Origin of the sequence: Qipengyuania huizhouensis, assembly GCF_019711635.1 — a bacterium.
Classification (GTDB): domain Bacteria; phylum Pseudomonadota; class Alphaproteobacteria; order Sphingomonadales; family Sphingomonadaceae; genus Qipengyuania; species Qipengyuania huizhouensis.
Genome location: NZ_JAIGNT010000014.1, coordinates 43,762 through 59,998, shown reverse-complemented (window position 1 = coordinate 59,998; position 16,237 = coordinate 43,762). Strand labels below are relative to the sequence as shown.

14 protein-coding genes are annotated in these 16,237 nt (G+C 60.1%); 10 read left to right on the top strand and 4 right to left on the bottom strand.

Features of this window, described 5'->3' with window-relative positions; all coding sequences use genetic code 11:
• Positions 1-9 precede the first annotated feature (9 nt).
• Positions 10-591 carry a NifU family protein gene (locus K3180_RS11365; RefSeq protein ID WP_221541008.1) on the bottom strand — a complete coding sequence of 194 codons (582 nt, stop codon included), beginning with the start codon at positions 589-591 and terminating at the stop codon, positions 10-12.
• Between the two features lie 112 nt (positions 592-703).
• Between K3180_RS11365 and K3180_RS11360 the strand changes: the two genes are divergently transcribed.
• From K3180_RS11360 to trxB, 10 genes are all read left to right on the top strand, one after another.
• The gene (locus K3180_RS11360) at positions 704-3,640 is read left to right on the top strand and encodes a M16 family metallopeptidase (RefSeq protein ID WP_221540961.1); all 2,937 of its coding nucleotides are present in this window, start codon (positions 704-706) and stop codon (positions 3,638-3,640) included.
• A 107-nt stretch (positions 3,641-3,747) separates the two neighbouring features.
• A complete protein-coding gene (locus K3180_RS11355; protein WP_221541005.1) occupies positions 3,748-5,121 on the top strand; it encodes a class II 3-deoxy-7-phosphoheptulonate synthase in 1,374 nt (457 codons plus the stop codon).
• A 195-nt stretch (positions 5,122-5,316) separates the two neighbouring features.
• The gene (egtB, locus tag K3180_RS11350; RefSeq protein ID WP_221540959.1) at positions 5,317-6,567 is read left to right on the top strand and encodes an ergothioneine biosynthesis protein EgtB; all 1,251 of its coding nucleotides are present in this window, start codon (positions 5,317-5,319) and stop codon (positions 6,565-6,567) included.
• Positions 6,564-7,562 carry an L-histidine N(alpha)-methyltransferase gene (gene egtD / locus K3180_RS11345; RefSeq protein ID WP_221540957.1) on the top strand — a complete coding sequence of 333 codons (999 nt, stop codon included), beginning with the start codon at positions 6,564-6,566 and terminating at the stop codon, positions 7,560-7,562. The genes egtB and egtD overlap by 4 nt, the downstream gene beginning before the upstream one ends.
• 52 nt (positions 7,563-7,614) lie before the next feature.
• Positions 7,615-8,271 (top strand): retropepsin-like aspartic protease family protein, encoded by a 657-nt coding sequence (locus tag K3180_RS11340; protein WP_221540955.1) that lies wholly within the window; start codon positions 7,615-7,617, stop codon positions 8,269-8,271.
• Positions 8,272-8,311: 40 nt separating this feature from the next.
• On the top strand, positions 8,312-9,055 hold the full coding sequence (gene otsB / locus K3180_RS11335; RefSeq protein ID WP_221540954.1) for a trehalose-phosphatase: 744 nt from the start codon (positions 8,312-8,314) through the stop codon (positions 9,053-9,055).
• Positions 9,052-10,839 (top strand): glycoside hydrolase family 15 protein, encoded by a 1,788-nt coding sequence (locus tag K3180_RS11330; RefSeq protein ID WP_221540951.1) that lies wholly within the window; start codon positions 9,052-9,054, stop codon positions 10,837-10,839. Before otsB ends, K3180_RS11330 begins: the two co-directional genes overlap by 4 nt.
• Complete coding sequence (locus K3180_RS11325; protein WP_221540950.1) at positions 10,836-12,233, top strand: alpha,alpha-trehalose-phosphate synthase (UDP-forming); 1,398 nt, start codon at positions 10,836-10,838, stop codon at positions 12,231-12,233. Before K3180_RS11330 ends, K3180_RS11325 begins: the two co-directional genes overlap by 4 nt.
• 63 nt (positions 12,234-12,296) lie before the next feature.
• The gene (locus K3180_RS11320) at positions 12,297-13,076 is read left to right on the top strand and encodes a tyrosine-protein phosphatase (RefSeq protein WP_221540948.1); all 780 of its coding nucleotides are present in this window, start codon (positions 12,297-12,299) and stop codon (positions 13,074-13,076) included.
• Between the two features lie 66 nt (positions 13,077-13,142).
• Positions 13,143-14,126 carry a thioredoxin-disulfide reductase gene (trxB, locus tag K3180_RS11315; protein ID WP_221540947.1) on the top strand — a complete coding sequence of 328 codons (984 nt, stop codon included), beginning with the start codon at positions 13,143-13,145 and terminating at the stop codon, positions 14,124-14,126.
• A 45-nt stretch (positions 14,127-14,171) separates the two neighbouring features.
• Here trxB and K3180_RS11310 read toward each other — a convergent pair whose 3' ends face one another.
• The 3 genes from K3180_RS11310 to K3180_RS11300 are packed head-to-tail and all read right to left on the bottom strand — an operon-like array spanning position 14,172 to position 16,094.
• Complete coding sequence (locus K3180_RS11310; RefSeq protein WP_221540945.1) at positions 14,172-14,615, bottom strand: MAPEG family protein; 444 nt, start codon at positions 14,613-14,615, stop codon at positions 14,172-14,174.
• A 14-nt stretch (positions 14,616-14,629) separates the two neighbouring features.
• Positions 14,630-15,088 (bottom strand): MAPEG family protein, encoded by a 459-nt coding sequence (locus tag K3180_RS11305; RefSeq protein ID WP_221540944.1) that lies wholly within the window; start codon positions 15,086-15,088, stop codon positions 14,630-14,632.
• Between the two features lie 52 nt (positions 15,089-15,140).
• Positions 15,141-16,094: a threonine ammonia-lyase gene (locus tag K3180_RS11300; RefSeq protein WP_221540943.1), complete on the bottom strand. Its 954-nt coding sequence runs from the start codon at positions 16,092-16,094 to the stop codon at positions 15,141-15,143.
• Between the last annotated feature and the right edge of the window lie 143 nt (positions 16,095-16,237).

Genomic DNA, 16,237 nt, shown 5'->3' with positions numbered 1-16,237 from the left:
GCGAAAAAGTCAGGCTGCGCGGACTTCAACGACCTCCGGCACGTAATGTTTCAGCAAGCCTTCGATACCGTGCTTCAGCGTGGCGGTGGAAGAGGGGCAACCGGAACACGCACCTTGCATCTGCAGATAAACCACGCCGTCCTTGAAGCCGCGATACTGGATGTCGCCACCGTCGCCCGCCACTGCCGGGCGAACCCGCGTCTCCAGAAGCTCGTTGATCTGGGCGACGATATCGGCATCGGCCTCGCTCTCTTCGACGAAAAGGGCGTCATCCTCGGCCGGTACCGAGATCCCTCCTGCAGTTCCAGGTACGAAGAGCGGGGCTTCGGATATGAAATGGTCGAGAAGGATAGATAAAACCTGCGGCTTCAGATCGGACCAGTTGACGCCTGGCGCTGTCGTTACCGAAATGAAATCGCCCCCGAAGAAGACGTTGACGACTTCTCCGGTGTCGAAAATGGCTTGTGCCAGGGGACTGGCCTCAGCTGCTTCGGGTGTGGCGAATTCGCGCGTTCCCTGGCCCATGACCGGGCGGCCGGGCAGGAACTTCAAGCTGGCTGGATTGGGCGTGGTTTCGGTTTCGATGAACATGGGTGTGATGTAGGAGTGCGGGGAGGACGGAACAAGCCATTCTTCTTCCGCCAACCAAAGCATTTCCTTCATTCACTGGCGCTTCAGAACCCCCGTCACTATATGTCGCGCTATGTTTGATCCCATGCGCGCCGTGCGGCGTCTCGCGTTCGTTTTTCCTGTTCTTCTGCTGGTTCCGCAGACACTTCTCGCTCAGGACTCACCGCGCCCTGAATCCCTTCAGGCCGAAAACGAGGTCCCCTGGATTTACGAGAACAGCGATGTTCCGCAGGATGAGGAATGGCTCTTCGGCGAACTGGACAACGGCGTTCGCTACGGTGTGCGCGAGAACGGTGTCCCTCCCGGCCAGGTCTCGATCCGAGTACGGATCGATGCCGGCTCGCTCTATGAAGAGGACGACGAGCTGGGTTATGCCCATTTGCTGGAGCACTTGTTATTCCGCGAAAGCAAGTATCTTGGGCGTGCCGAAGCCATTCCGACCTGGCAGCGTCTCGGCGCGACTTTCGGCAGCGATACCAATGCCGAAACCAGCCCGACGCATACGGTTTACAAGCTCGATCTGCCGGATGTGGATGCGCAGAAGCTCGATGAGAGCATGAAGCTTATTTCAGGCATGATACGCGAGCCGGTTCTTTCCGATGCCAACGTTCGAGCTGAGGTCCCGATCGTACTTGCCGAGAAACGCGAACGCGGGGGTGTCGGCGAGCGGGTCAATGAACGGACCTTGCAGACGCTTTTTGCCGGCCAGCGGCTGGCGGAACGCATCACCATCGGCACCGAAGACAGCCTGAACGCAGCCAATGGAAAATCTGTCAGCGAGTTCTACAACCGGTGGTATCGGCCGGAGAAGACCGTGATTTCGGTCGTCGGCGATCTCGATCCATTGCTGTTCGCATCGATGATCGAAAAACATTTCTCCGATTGGAAGGTGACAGGCCCTTCGGGGCAGGCACCGGATTTCGGCGATCCGGCGGCCCCTGCAGACGCGGATCCAGCCAATCCCGTCGGTGAAGTTGCAGTAATTGTCGAGCCGACAATGCCGCGTGCCTTCACGTTCGGCTATTTCCGGCCGTGGCGGCAGGTCGACGATACGGTTGTCTACAACGAAGGACGCCTGAGAGAGCAATTGGCGCTTGCGCTTATCAACCGGCGTCTGGAAGCGCGCGCGCGCGCTGGCGGCAGCTATCTCTATGCTCAGGCGAGCGAGTCCAAGATCAGTCGCTCGACCCATGCGACGCTCGTCCAGTTTGCCCCTTTGACCGAGGACTGGGAGGCCGGACTGGCCGATGTCCGCGCGATCATTGCCGATGCGCTGGCCAACCCTCCCACCCAGGAGGAGATGGAGCGTGAACTTGCCGAGATGGAAGTCGGCTATGCAAACATGGTCGAACAGCGCTCGGTGCTTGCCGGATCGAATTATGCCAACGATCTAGTAAACGCGGTCGATATCCGCGAAGCCATCGCCGCGCCGGAAACTTTCCTGATGGTCTTCAATTCGATGAAGGCCAAAACGACCCCGCAGAACGTGCTTGAACAAACCCGCAAGCTTTTCGACGGCAGTGTCATCCGGGCAGTCTATGTAACGCCCGAAGCTCTCGATACGAGCGAAACAGCGGTCAAGTCTGCGCTTCTCGAACCTGTGGTTGCAGCAGACAATGCGCGCCTTGCTGCGCAGAGCATAAGCTTCGACGATCTTCCGCCGATCGGAACTCCGGGCGAGGTCGTGGCGCGCGTGCCACATGGTATCGGTGATGTCGAACGGATCGAGTTCGCCAATGGCGTAAAGGCTCTGTTGATGGCGAACAGTCATGAGCCTGGTCGTGTGGCGGTGAAAGTGCGGTTCGGTGCGGGGCTGCGTGCCTTCGATCCCGAAGATGCACCCTATATCGATCTTGGTCAGGTGGCGTTGATCCAGTCGGGGCTGGGCGAGCTCGGGCAGGAAGAACTCGACCGCATCTCGACCGGGCGAAAGATGGGCTTTGATTTCGGTATCGAAGAAGGCACGTTCACCTTTGGCGCCCAGACGCGGCGCCAGGATCTTGCCGACCAGCTTTATCTCTTCGCTGCGAAGCTAGGTATGCCGCGCTGGGACCCCAACCCGGTTATCCGGGCAAAGGCTGCCGGGCGGCTGGCCTACGAGAGCTATGCTTCCAGTCCCGGCGGCGTCCTGAATCGTGACCTCGAATATTATATCTATGACGAGAATCCGATCTTCCGCACGGCTTCGCCCGAGGAACTCGAAGCCACCACGGTCGAAGGCTTCCGTCAAGTGTGGGAGCCGATCCTGTCTCAAGGTCCGGTGGAAGTGCTGATTTTCGGCGACTTCGACCGCGAGGAGGCGATCGAAACGCTTTCGCGCACCTTTGGCGCTTTGCCAGATCGCAAGCCTATCCCTCCTGCCATGCTCGACCGTGCGATCGAGATTGCCCCGGCGGGGGAAACGGTGGTGCGCTATCACAAGGGCGAAGCGAACCAGGCAGCGGCAGTTATCTCTTGGCCGACGGGTGGCGGCATGGGCGAAATTCGCAAATCGCGCCAACTTTCTATCCTGACCGAAGTGTTCAGCAATCGGCTTCTCGATGCCATGCGAGAAAAGGCGGGGGCGAGCTATTCACCTTCGGTTCGACTGGATTGGCCAACCGATGTCGATAGCGGCGGGTCGATCACCGGTTTCGCCCAGCTACAGCCCAAGGACGTGCCGGTTTTCTTTGCCGAAGCCGACCGGATCGCACGTGAACTGACCGAAACGCCGCCGTCTGCCGACGAATTGGCGCGCGCCACCGAGCCGCTGCGCAACTATTACGAGCGGATATCGAGCGGGAATTATTTCTATTTGCTCGAACTCGAAGGCTCGACGCAGGACCCGCGGCGGATGCAGGCGCTAAGAGGTCTGATTAACGATTACTCGCAGACCACGCCAGAAGCCATGCTGGCGCTGGCGCGCGAATATTTCGGCGGAACTGCCGGCTGGCGTATGGCTGTGATACCCGAGGGTCAGCAACTCGCCACCCCGTCTGCCAGAGCCGGTTCGGCGCAAAGCGGTCGCTGAGGCGATCAGCGCAATCGCTCTTTTGCGCTGGCCAAGTTTATGCTGCTTGCGCGAAAAGGGCGTGTCGGCTTGGGTTTTGGCCTTAATTGATTGCAACTGGAATAATGATGGCACGCGAATGGGCACCCGATAGCTGGCAGACTTTCGAAGCGAAGCACCTGCCACGCTATGAAAGCGCCGAAGCTCTGGACGAGGCGACACAGGCGCTCTCCAGCCATCCACCGCTTGTCTTTGCGGGTGAAGCGCGTGCGCTCAAGGCGGACCTTGCTGAAGTAGCGCAAGGCAACGGATTTCTGTTGCAGGGCGGCGATTGTGCGGAAAGCTTCGCCGAATTCCATCCGAACAACATCCGGGACACTTTTCGTGTGCTGTTGCAGATGGCGGTCGTAATGACCTTCGCCAGCAAGAAGCCGGTGGTTAAGGTCGGCCGTATGGCGGGCCAATTCGCCAAGCCGCGCAGCTCTGATACTGAAACGCAGGGCGATGTGACCCTACCCAGCTACTTCGGCGACAATGTCAACGGCATCGAATTCGACGCTGAGACCCGTACCAACGATCCCCAGCGCATGGTCCGCGCCTATTTCCAGGCTTCGGCCACGCTCAACCTCCTGCGCGCGTTCGCTGGCGGTGGCTACGCAAACCTGCGGCAGGTCCACCAGTGGACGCTGGACTTCATGGGGCGTAGCCCCTGGGCAGACAAGTTCTCCGACGTCGCCGACCGGATCGGGGAATCCCTCGACTTCATGGAAGCTTGCGGGATCGACCCTGCAACCGTGCCCCAGTTGCAGGGCACCAGCTTCTACACCAGCCACGAGGCACTGCTCCTGCCCTACGAACAGGCGCTGACCCGCCGCGACAGCCTCACCGGCGACTGGTACGATACCAGCGCACATATGGTCTGGATTGGGGACCGTACGCGTTTCGAGGGCAGTGCACATGTCGAGTTTGCGCGCGGAATAGGCAATCCGCTGGGTATGAAGTGCGGACCGAGCCTGGAGACCGACACCATGCTGCGGTTGCTGGATACGCTCAACCCAGCACGCGAACCAGGTCGCATCACGCTGATCAGTCGCTTCGGACATGACAAGGTCGCAGATGGCCTGCCGCGCCTTGTCCGTGCGGTGAAGGCGGAAGGTCATCCGGTCGTGTGGAGCTGCGATCCGATGCATGGCAATGTCGTCAAATCGGAGAGTGGTTACAAGACCCGCCCATTCGACCGCATCCTGACCGAAGTGAAGGACTTTTTCGCCGTGCATCGTGCCGAAGGCACGCACCCGGGCGGCATCCATGTCGAGATGACCGGGCAGGATGTGACGGAATGCGTAGGCGGAGCTGTTGCCATTACGGACGAAGCGCTCAAAGATCGTTATCACACGCATTGCGATCCGCGTCTTAATGCTGCGCAATCGCTGGAATTGGCATTCCTGATCGCGGAAACGCTCAATGCCGAACACGCGCAGAAGCAGGCGGACGCAGCCTAGCGCAGCGCGCAACCGCCGGAACCTCTTGGCCTTTCGACCGTCTGGTTCGAAAGCTCGCTCGATCTCGGAATTGGCTTGACCAAGCACCGGACCCATGGTGGGCAACGTTGAATAGCGGCCTTTAAACCGATACTTAAATACGCCATGGTGCTCGCCGGTTGTCGCTGCCGGCAACTGCAAGAGGAGAGCAGGGCTATGCCCGGCGTTCAGGCCAGACAATCCGCGGCCACAGGGGATCTTGCAGAACGATACGCCAGGGTGCGCTCCCTGAGCGAGGCTCTGGTCGGACCCCTTTCCGAAACCGATGCCACTTTGCAGTCGATGGAGGATGCGTCCCCCGCCAAATGGCATTTGGCGCATGTGACCTGGTTCTGGGAAACCTTCCTCTTGCGCGACCACGAGGACGGCTATTCGCTTTATGACGAAGATTGGCCTTTCGTCTTCAATTCCTATTACGAAGCGGAAGGTAAGCGGATCGCGCGCTTTTCCCGGGGGATGCTCTCGCGACCCACATTGGAAAACATCCTTGCCTGGCGCGCCCATGTCGATGACGCCATGCAGCCCTTGCTTGAGCGCGAAGAATTGCGCCCACTTGTCGAACTCGGTTTTGCGCATGAGCAGCAGCATCAGGAACTACTGCTAACCGATATCAAGCACGCCCTCTTCCAGAACCCGCTTGGCCCCGCCATGTGGGACACACAGGTTCCTTCGGCGCGAAAACAGGCGGATGATTGGTATGAGCATCCCGGCGGCATTGCCCGGATCGGACACCAGTCGGATGGTTTCGCTTTCGACAACGAAGGCCTCGCACACCGTGTCCTGCTCGAACCTTTCGCCCTGTCATCGCGCCTCGTCACGAACGGGGAATGGTCCGAATTCATCGCGGATGGTGGCTATGATGAGGCGACTCTATGGCTGTCCGATGGCTGGGCCTGGGTCCAGGAAAACGGGGTTCGCGCGCCTTTGTATTGGCGTGAGCAACAGCATTTCACGCATAGCGGCTGGCAGGAGCGCGATCCTGACGCGCCGGTCACTCACATTTCCTATTACGAAGCAGATGCGTTCGCGACCTGGGCGGGCAAGCGTCTGCCGACGGAATTCGAGTGGGAAGCGATCGCCCGTGGTCAGGAGGGCGAACTGGCGGCACATGATCCGGCAAGCGGCAACCAGTTGGACGATGCGTCCCCGCCTCTCCCGATCGGCTCCGATAGCCTGTTTGGCGATTGCTGGCAGTTCACGCGTTCCGGCTATCTACCCTATCCCCGCTTCCAGCCAGCAGAAGGCGCGGTGGGTGAGTACAACGGTAAGTTCATGAGTGGGCAGTTCGTTCTGAAGGGCGCCAGCTGCGCCACCGCGCGGGGGCACTCGCGCGCCAGCTATCGCAACTTTTTCTATCCCCACCAGCGCTGGCAATACACGGGGCTGAGATTGGCAAAGGATTTATGAGTACCGAACAGGGAATAGCGCTCGTCGATCGCGATGAGGATGGTGTGGATCGTGCCTTTCGCGAAGATGTGCTTGCAGGCTTGCACCAGCGCCAGAAGGCCATTCCCGCGCGTTGGCTCTATGACGATGCCGGTTCGCAGCTTTTCGAAGATATTACCGAACTCGAGGAATATTACCCAACCCGCGCGGAAACCGAGATTCTCGAAGCTCGCGGTCAGCAATTCGCCGAGCTGATCGGCAAGGGCAGGGCAGTGGTCGAGTTCGGTTCGGGTAGTTCGGTGAAGACCCCGCTCCTGTTGCGCGCCATAGAGCCCGCCGCCTATGTCCCGCTCGATATTTCGGGCGATTTCCTGCGGATGTCGGCAGCCGCATTGGCGGAGAAGTTTCCCGCACTGAATGTCTATCCGGTCGAAGCGGATTTCATGCGCCAGGTGGAATTGCCGAGCGAGGTTTTCGGCGCGAAAAAACTGGGGTTTTTTCCCGGATCGACCATCGGAAACATGGTGGCCCGAACGGCGGTGGACCTGCTGCGCTCGATGCGCGCGACACTCGGGGCCGGACGGGACGAAATGCCACTGCTGCTCATCGGGATGGATCTCGTGAAGGACCGGCAGGTACTCGAAGCCGCCTACGATGATGCGCGGGGGGTAACTGGCGAGTTCAATCTCAATCTTGCTCGCCGGATCAACCGCGAACTCGGCGGAAACATTCCTGTCGATGCGCTACGACATCTGGCCCGATGGAACGACGATTTTGCGCGTATCGAGATGCATCTGCAGGCAGTGCGCGATATCGCCTTCACGGTCGCAGGCGAGAGCTTTACAATGAGCGAAGGCGAAACCATCCATACGGAAAACAGCCACAAATTCACGCGTCGAAGCGCGAACATGCTGTTGTTGGCGGGGGGCTGGGCTCCTAAAAAGCGTTGGACCGACGAGCAGGGCCGCTTTTCGCTAATCCTCGCCGAAGCAACGGAAAAGCGGGACGCGCCCTGATTTTTCCGGCCCATTCATCGACGCGATCAGTTCTGCTCCCTATATCTGCGTGATGGACCCGCAAAGCGCCTTCGACGCCATCGCAGAAGTCATCCGTGCAATTCCGCGATCCGGCCTGCTGGCCGGGACGATAGCCGCCCTTTTACTCGGCTGGATCGGCGCTCTGATGCTGCGCAACAAGATTGCCGGAGGGCGGCTGGTTCGCTCCGTCAGTACTATTGCACTGGTGGGGATACTCGCCACCGTATTCCTTCAACTTGCTCGTTTTGATCCGCGGCTGGACGCCGTGACCCAGATCGGCATGCCCGAACAGCGCATCGTGGGCGAAGAGACGCTCGTGCCCATGGCGGCAGACGGGCATTATTGGGTTGTGGCCGAAGTGAACGGCGTACCTACGCGGTTCTTGATCGATACCGGGGCCACGCTGACGGCCTTGTCCGGAGAAGCGGCGGCGCGTGCCGGTCTCGAACCTCGCACGGGCGGCTTGCCGGTCATGCTTAGCACCGCCAACGGAACGGTCACCGCCGAACTCACCACTCTCGGCCACCTGAGCTTCGGGAACATTGCTGCGGAGGGACTGGACGCAGTGATCGCACCCAATCTGGGCAATACCAATGTGCTGGGTATGAATTTCCTTTCGCGTCTAGAGGGTTGGCGCGTCGAGAACGGCGACCTGATCCTCGATCCGGGAGCTATTGCCGATAGCTGATCGTTTGACCTCGGCGGCAAGGTCGCTAAGGCCCCTTTCGATGGCCAGCAGCACTCCGCTCCCATCCCCGCCGCCCTTTGCCGAGCTGCTTGCAGCCGGGTCCGTGGCGCTGTTTCTCGATTTTGACGGCACGCTGGTGGACATCGCGCACGAACCTGGCGCCATCGACGTGCCCGATACGCTTGCTGATTCTCTTCACTCGCTGCGAGACCGGCTCGAGGGACGCCTGGCTTTGATAACCGGTAGGGCGCTCGACGATCTGGCCTCGCATTTGGGCGATATAACTCTATGCCGGGCAGGGTCGCATGGTGCTTCGAGGCTATTGCCCGACGGTTCGAGGCTCGGTGATGAGCCAGCGGCCCTCTCCGAGGAATGTGTGAGGGAGCTTCGTGCCTATGCAGAACTGCATGAACTCTTCTACGAGACGAAGTTGCATGGAGGAGCGCTGCATTATCGTGGGAGCCCCACCAAAGCCGAAGCGACCTTATCGTTTGCGCGTGAAGTTGCCGAGCGTCACGAACTCTGCGTTACCAGCGGTAAGAGTGTTGCTGAACTCGTCCGACCGGGCGCTGACAAGGGCGGTGCCGTGCGCGCTTTCATGGCGGAGCGTCCTTTTGCCGGATCGGTCCCGATCTTCATTGGCGACGACACGACCGATGAAGACGGAATGACTGCTGCAATCGAATTCTCGGGTTTCGGTATTGCCGTCGGGGAACGGGATAGCGAGGCTGCTCGCTATCACCTCGAAGATGTCGCTGCAGTGCACAAATGGCTGGATCTATGACCGAACCTAACCTCGAACTTTCTCCTATCGGCAATTGCCAGGTCAGCGCCCTGGTCGACGAAGCGGCAGGTTTTGTGTGGGGCTGCGTCCCCCGCGTGGACGGTGACCCGGTGTTCTGTTCGTTACTGAACGGCGACCGGCAGGACGAGGGCGTATGGCGGTTCGAACTGGAAGGACAGGTTTCCGCCACGCAGCACTATGTCCGCAACACACCGATCCTCGTCACCCGTCTCGAAGCGGAAGATGGTAGCGCGCTCGATATTTACGACTTCGCCCCGCGTTTCGAACGATCGGGGCGCATGTATCGGCCCGTGGCATTCATCAGGATCGCACGACCGGTGTCGGGCGCTCCCCGCCTGCGTGTTCGCCTCAAGCCGATGCGCAACTATGGCGAAGAACTGAGCAAGACTACGAGCGGAACGAACCATATCCGTTACCTGCTCGGCGATCAGACGATGCGGCTTACCACCGATGCGCCTGTCGGGTATATTCTCGAAGATTGTAGCTATCGCGTCGAAAGCGACCAGCATTTCTTTCTCGGGCCGGACGAGCCCTTCGTAGGCAACATCCGCAGCGAAGTCCGCGGAATGGAAGCCAATACGAGGAAATATTGGCAACACTGGGTTCGAGGCCTGCACATCCCGCTCGAATGGCAAGAAGAGGTCATCCGCGCAGCCATCGCATTGAAGTTGTGTCAGCATGAGGAAACCGGGGCGATCGTGGCCGCGCTGACCACCTCCATCCCCGAGGCGCCGGCTAGCCAGAGAAACTGGGACTATCGATTCTGCTGGATTCGCGACAGTTACTACACGGTCCAGGCCCTGAACCGGCTGGGCGCGTTGGATGTGCTGGAAAAATACCTCGCTTATCTTCGCAATATTATCGATCAGGCGCGGGGGGGACAAATTCAGCCGCTCTATTCGGTGATGGGCCTTGCCGAACTGCACGAATTCGAGGCCGAGAATCTTGCGGGCTATCGCGGCAACGGCCCGGTACGTATCGGCAACGCGGCTTACACGCAGGTCCAGTACGATTGCTACGGCCAGATCGTGATGCCGACCGCGCAGGCATTCTTCGACACGCGGCTCCTGCGGATGGCGGACGAGCGGGATTTCACTCATCTTGAAGAAGTAGGCGAGGCGGCGTGGGCCAAGCACGACAAGCCCGATGCCGGCCTCTGGGAATTTCGCACGCGACAAGAGGTCCATACCTATTCGGCAGTCATGTGCTGGGCCGCCTGCGACCGTCTGTCCAATGTGGCGGCACGGCTTGGCAAGGCCGATCGAGCTACCTTCTGGAAAGAACGCGCGGAGACCATCCGGGCCACCATCGATGCCCGGGCTTGGAGCGAAGAGGACGGACACTACGTCGCAAGCTTCGAGAGCAATTATCTCGACGCCAGCCTGCTTCAGATGGTCGAACTACGCTATCTGAAGCCTGACGATGAGCGATTTCTCGCTACATTCGAGGCTGTGGAGCGCGAATTGCGGCGCGGGGATCACATGCTGCGATATGCTGCCGAGGATGATTTCGGGGCGCCCGAAACAGCGTTCAATGTCTGCACCTTCTGGCTGATCGAAGCATTGCACCTGACCGGCAGGAGCGAAGAAGCGCGCAAGATGTTCGAAGCCATGCTGGGACACACGACGCGTTCCGGAATGCTAAGCGAAGACCTGGACTACACGACGGGCGAGCTTTGGGGGAACTTCCCGCAGACCTATTCGCTGGTAGGTATTATCAACTCAGCCGGTCATCTTTCGAAAAGCTGGAGCGAAGTGCGATGAGCGCCGACGCCCGCCTTGTTGTAATTTCCAATCGTGTTGCCGTACCGAAGGCGCGTGGAGCAGCGGGGGCGCAAGGTGGGCTTGCCGGCGCACTGCATTCCGCGCTCAAGAACCGCCAGGGTTTGTGGTTCGGCTGGTCGGGCAAACAAAGCGAAAGCGGTCGAACAGGGAATATCTCCACGCAGACCAGCGACGATGTCACCACGGCCACCATCGACTTGTCCGAAAGGGATATCGAGGAATATTACAACGGCTATGCCAACTCGACGCTATGGCCACTGTTCCACTACCGGCTCGATCTCGCCAAATTCGAACGCGAAACGGGGAAGGGCTACGAGCGCGTCAATGAACGTTTTGCGGAACTTGTCGCCCCGTTGATCGAACCTGACGATGTCGTGTGGGTGCACGATTATCACCTTGTTCCCCTTGGAGAGCGCCTGCGTTCCCGTGGGTGCAAGAACCGCATCGGTTTTTTCCTGCACATCCCTTGGCCCGCGACCCGGCTGTTCGTCTCGCTGCCCTATCACGAGCGTTTGGTACGCACGATGCTGCATTACGACCTCGTCGGCTTTCAAACACAGGAATGGCTCGATAGCTTCCTGCATTACTGCCGTGAGGAACTTGGTGCTGATGTGGACGAAGAGAGCGGGTCCGTTACGCTGGATGGGCGAACCACGATTGCTCGGGCCTATCCTATCGGGATCGACTGGGAACATTTCAGCAAACTCGGCGAGAAGGGAGAGGCCCGGCAAGCCCAGCAGCGCCTGATGAGTTCGACCCGGAGGCGCACCGCCATGATCGGTGTCGACCGCCTGGATTATTCAAAGGGACTGCCCGAGCGCCTCGACGGAATTTCGCGGTTCTTCGACAAGCATCCCGAACGGGTGCGCGACCTTGTTTTCGTGCAGATCGCCCCTCCGAGCAGGGAAGATGTCGAAAGCTATCAGGTAATTCGCGCTACGCTCGAACAGAAGACCGGCCAGATCAACGGTGCGCGCAGCGAAGTCGATGTCGTACCCGTACGCTACGTCAATCGGGGCTATACCCATGAGGAATTGTTCGGGTTCTTCCGGGCAGCGAAAATCGGGCTCGTTACACCTTTGCGCGACGGGATGAACCTCGTCGCCAAGGAGTACATCGCCGCACAGGACCCGGAGGATCCGGGAGTGTTGATCCTGTCGCAATTCGCCGGAGCGGCAGCGCAATTGCCGGACGCGGTGATGGTCAATCCGCACAGCCCCGACGATCTCGCGCATGCAATCCGGGTTGCTCTCGATATGCCGCTGGAAGAGCGCAAGGAGCGTCACGAGAAGCTGATAGGGACGGTGCGGGACGACAATGTCCAGAACTGGACCGAGACATTCCTCCGCGATCTCGACAACGTTCCGCACTGATCTCATTCTCCGCAATGATTATGTAGCTGGCCCCCCGCAAGCGTGGCTGCCACGGTCCTGTCCATGATTCGCAAACCTTTCCTCGACACCGAAGGCATTCACAACTTCCGCGATTACGGCGGCTGGACGACTCCTGGTGGGAGAAAGGTGAAGACCGGACTGTTGTGGCGTTCGGGGCAGCACATCGGCGCCAGCGACGCCGACCTGCTTGCCGTGAAGGCGCTGGACATCAGGACCGTCATCGACCTGCGCGGTATTTCGGAGCGTGAACGCAATCCTTGCCGGCGACCGTATGGCTTCGATGGCGAAGTTTTCTTCCATGATGGCGAAACCAGTTCCAGTCCGCCGCATATGGACGTCGACGAGAGCACCACGACCGAGGAATTCGCCCGCCAACGAATGATCGGTGTCTATACCCGTATGCCGCGCAATAAGGCGATGGTCTCGATGTTCGCCCGCTACTTCCGCCTGTTGGCGGAGCGGGACGGAGCCAGCCTTGTTCACTGCTTCGCGGGCAAAGACCGCACTGGCGTCGCCGCTATGCTGATGCTCCATGTTCTTGGGGTTAGCAGAGACGACCAGATGGCAGAGTTCCTGCGCACCAATGACGCGCCGACGCTCGAAGTGCTCGCTTCCCAGTCGGTACCGGGGATCGAGCAAAGACTTGGTCGCAAGCTGGACGAGGGTGCGATCCGGGCGCTGCTGGAGGTGAATGAGGACTATCTTCACACCTTCTGGCGGGAGGTCGAGGACGAGCATGGTTCGCTCGATGCCTTTGTCCAAGGCGCCTTAGGTGTGGACGAGTTGTTGAAGGACCGGCTTCGCGAACGCTTCGTGGCGTGACTCCGGCAAAGGCAATCCCCATATAGCCGCCTCACACAATTCCCATACGATCACGAGACAAGACATATGGCTACCCATCGCACCAAGATGCTGATCATCGGCTCCGGCCCGGCGGGTTATTCCGCTGCCATTTATGCTGCGCGTGCGATGATGGAGCCGATCGTGGTGCAGGGCCTCCAGCCTGGCGGCCAGCTCACCATCACTACAGATGTCGAGAACTATCCTGGCTTCGCCGACGTCATCCAGGGTCCTTGGCTGATGGAGCAGATGCAGAAGCAGGCCGAGCATGTCGGCACGCGGGTGATGTGGGACACGATCGTCGATGTCGATATCGGGGGCGGCTCGCCCTTCCGGGCAGTGGGCGATAGCGGGGACGAGTACATTGCCGATGTGCTGGTGATCGCTACAGGCGCGCAGGCCAAGTGGCTGGGCGTGCCGGGTGAAATGGAACTGGGCGGCAAGGGCGTATCGGCCTGCGCAACCTGTGACGGTTTCTTCTACCGCGGCAAGAAGGTCGCGGTGATCGGCGGCGGCAACACCGCGGTTGAAGAGGCGCTCTACCTTACCAACCATTCGGACGATGTGACGCTGATCCACCGCCGCGACGAATTGCGCGCGGAGAAGATCCTTCAGGAACGCCTGCTCAACCATCCGAAGATTTCGGTCATCTGGAACAAGACGGTGGAGAGCTTCGAGGCCGGCCCGAACGGCGCGCTGCATCATCTCAACCTGCGGGATACCGTGACCGGCGAAGACAGCACTTTCGAAGCCGACGGGGCCTTCGTGGCTATCGGTCACGCGCCCGCGACCGAACTGTTCAAGGGCAAGCTGCCGATGGACGATGGCGGCTATCTCCTCACCGAAGCGGGTTCGCCCAAGACCGACGTCCCGGGCGTGTTCGCGGCGGGCGACGTGACCGACCATGTGTACCGTCAGGCGGTCACCGCCGCTGGCATGGGCTGCATGGCCGCGCTCGATGCCGAGCGTTTCCTCGCCAATCTCGAGATTGATGCGGACGGGCATGCCCACGCCGCAGAGGCTGCCGAGTAAACCCCGGCTGAAGAAGGGCTCGCCCGCTGGCGAGCCCTTGCCAGCTCACATGTGAATGTCGAACGCCCAGATTGCGGCGTGGAAGATCAGCGCGATCAGCACGAGGCTCGACACCGCGAACAGCACGAAGCGCACCATCACCTTGTTGGCGGTGACCTGCACGACCGAGTGTATGATGCGCAGGCCGACGTAGATCCACGCCAGCAGCGCGTTCATCCCTTCGCCCCATCCGACCATCGCCAGCAGCAGGCAGACTGCGTAGAACAGGGTTGGCTGCTCGTGCAAATGGTTGTAATTATGCGCTTTCCACTGAACCTGATCGGGCAGCGCATCGTCCAGCCCCTTGGTCCTTCGAGCATCGTCGGGCTTGATGTTCGCCTTGCTCATCGCGGGGATACGCGTGGCGTACATCCAGAGCCACATGACCATGGTCCATGCCATGAGGACCACAACAGGTTGCAAGATGGCGGATTCGGTAATCACATTCATTCGTCAGGCTCCCATCATATCGGGGCGAGGGAAGGGTTGAAAAACAGCGTGGCCATCACCGCGCGAATGGCGAGAATGGTGAGTGCCAGGCTCGATAGCGCGAAGAACAGGAACCGTACCTTCACGACGTTGACGGTGGCCTGGTAGACCGAGTGAATGATGCGCAGGACCACGTAGATCCAGGCCAGCAGCACGTCCCACGATCCGGCTCCCATGATCGCAAGGATGATAACCGTCGGATAGAAGATCGTCGGCTGTTCCATCAGGTGAGCGTAATTATGCGCCTTCCAGTTGATCCTGTCGTCGATCACACCTTCCAGATCCTGGCCCCGACCGCCGGGCTTGGCTTCGCGCAGACCGCCGCCGCTGCCAAGCTTCTTCATCGCGGGCAGGCGTGTGAAAGCCATCCAGAAAAGCATGACGATAGACCACAGCACCAGTACTGCGGCAGGTGCGAGCATTTGAGCCTGCATCGTGAATTCCCTCCCTGTTACTTGACTGAACTGCTTCGAGATCGTCGCAAAGTCAAACGGCTGCCAGCGTTGCGGCAAAGCTTTCCGCATCAGTGTTTCCGCCAGTCAGCATGATGACGGTATCTTCGTCCAGCGGAACCTTGCCAAACAATGCTGCGGCGAGGGCTGCTGCGCCGCCCGGCTCCGCGACGAGGTTGAGCCGCGAAAAGGCGAAACGCTGGGCTTCGCGCACTTCCTCATCGGTGACGGTCACACCGGGTTCGGCGCGGCCATGCAAGACCTGCAGATTGATCGGCTTGGTCGCATCGGGCTGAAGCGCGTCGCAGATGGTAGCTGGCGGCTTATCGCCCACCCGCACGATTTCTCCTGCGGCAAGGGCCTGGCCGACCATATCCCACCCCTCGGGTTCGACAATATGGATCGCGCTTTCCAGGCAGGCGATAGCGAGCCCTGCCGCAAGGCCGCCACCGCCGCAGCACGCGACGATGCGAGAGGGCGTACGGCCCAGCTGCGTTTCGATTTCGACACCCGCGCTGCCCTGTCCCTCGATCACCCAAGGATCGCCGAAAGCATGAACCAGTGTAGCCCCGCGCGCCTCGACTTCGCGTGCGGCCACTTCGTCACGGTCCTCGCCGGGGCGGTCATAAAGCACAACTTCCGTCCCAAGTGCGCGGGTTGCCTCCAGTTTCACCTTCGGCGCATTGCGCGGCATCACTATGACAGCGTGGATTCCCAGTCGCCGCGCTGCCCACGCAACGCCCTGCGCATGATTGCCCGAAGATACGGCGACCACGCCGCGCGATCTCTCTTCCTCATTCAAGTTCGAAAGCCGCCACCAGCCTCCGCGGATTTTGAACGCGCCTACTGGCTGGAGGCTTTCCGCCTTTACGTGACAGCGCACTCCGGCAATCTCGACCGGAAGCAGGGGGCTGGGCGGGAGGATCTCGGTGATCGATCTGGTCGCGGCGAGCACACCGTCGCGATTCGGTACACGGAGATCGCTCATCGGTTCGTCGCTCCCAGGCAACACATGGACCGCCTGTTACACAGTCCAAGGCGAAAAAAGTTCACGGGTTCAGAGCCCTGTTTCGAATGCAGGGGAGAGGTGGGAAGGGCGATGGTCATGGCGTGCGCTATGCCTGATCCGGG

Bases quoted from the DNA above. Each gene is read 5' to 3' on its own strand.
- trxB (WP_221540947.1), top strand. From the start codon at position 13,143: ATGGCTACCCATCGCACCAAGATGCTGATCATCGGCTCCGGCCCGGCG.
- egtD (WP_221540957.1), top strand. From the start codon at position 6,564: ATGAGTACCGAACAGGGAATAGCGCTCGTCGATCGCGATGAGGATGGT.
- K3180_RS11310 (WP_221540945.1), bottom strand. From the start codon at position 14,615: ATGAATGTGATTACCGAATCCGCCATCTTGCAACCTGTTGTGGTCCTC.
- K3180_RS11320 (WP_221540948.1), top strand. From the start codon at position 12,297: ATGATTCGCAAACCTTTCCTCGACACCGAAGGCATTCACAACTTCCGC.
- K3180_RS11355 (WP_221541005.1), top strand. From the start codon at position 3,748: ATGGCACGCGAATGGGCACCCGATAGCTGGCAGACTTTCGAAGCGAAG.
- otsB (WP_221540954.1), top strand. From the start codon at position 8,312: ATGGCCAGCAGCACTCCGCTCCCATCCCCGCCGCCCTTTGCCGAGCTG.
- K3180_RS11305 (WP_221540944.1), bottom strand. From the start codon at position 15,088: ATGCAGGCTCAAATGCTCGCACCTGCCGCAGTACTGGTGCTGTGGTCT.
- K3180_RS11365 (WP_221541008.1), bottom strand. From the start codon at position 591: ATGTTCATCGAAACCGAAACCACGCCCAATCCAGCCAGCTTGAAGTTC.
- K3180_RS11330 (WP_221540951.1), top strand. From the start codon at position 9,052: ATGACCGAACCTAACCTCGAACTTTCTCCTATCGGCAATTGCCAGGTC.
- egtB (WP_221540959.1), top strand. From the start codon at position 5,317: ATGCCCGGCGTTCAGGCCAGACAATCCGCGGCCACAGGGGATCTTGCA.
- K3180_RS11300 (WP_221540943.1), bottom strand. From the start codon at position 16,094: ATGAGCGATCTCCGTGTACCGAATCGCGACGGTGTGCTCGCCGCGACC.
- K3180_RS11340 (WP_221540955.1), top strand. From the start codon at position 7,615: ATGGACCCGCAAAGCGCCTTCGACGCCATCGCAGAAGTCATCCGTGCA.
- K3180_RS11360 (WP_221540961.1), top strand. From the start codon at position 704: ATGTTTGATCCCATGCGCGCCGTGCGGCGTCTCGCGTTCGTTTTTCCT.
- K3180_RS11325 (WP_221540950.1), top strand. From the start codon at position 10,836: ATGAGCGCCGACGCCCGCCTTGTTGTAATTTCCAATCGTGTTGCCGTA.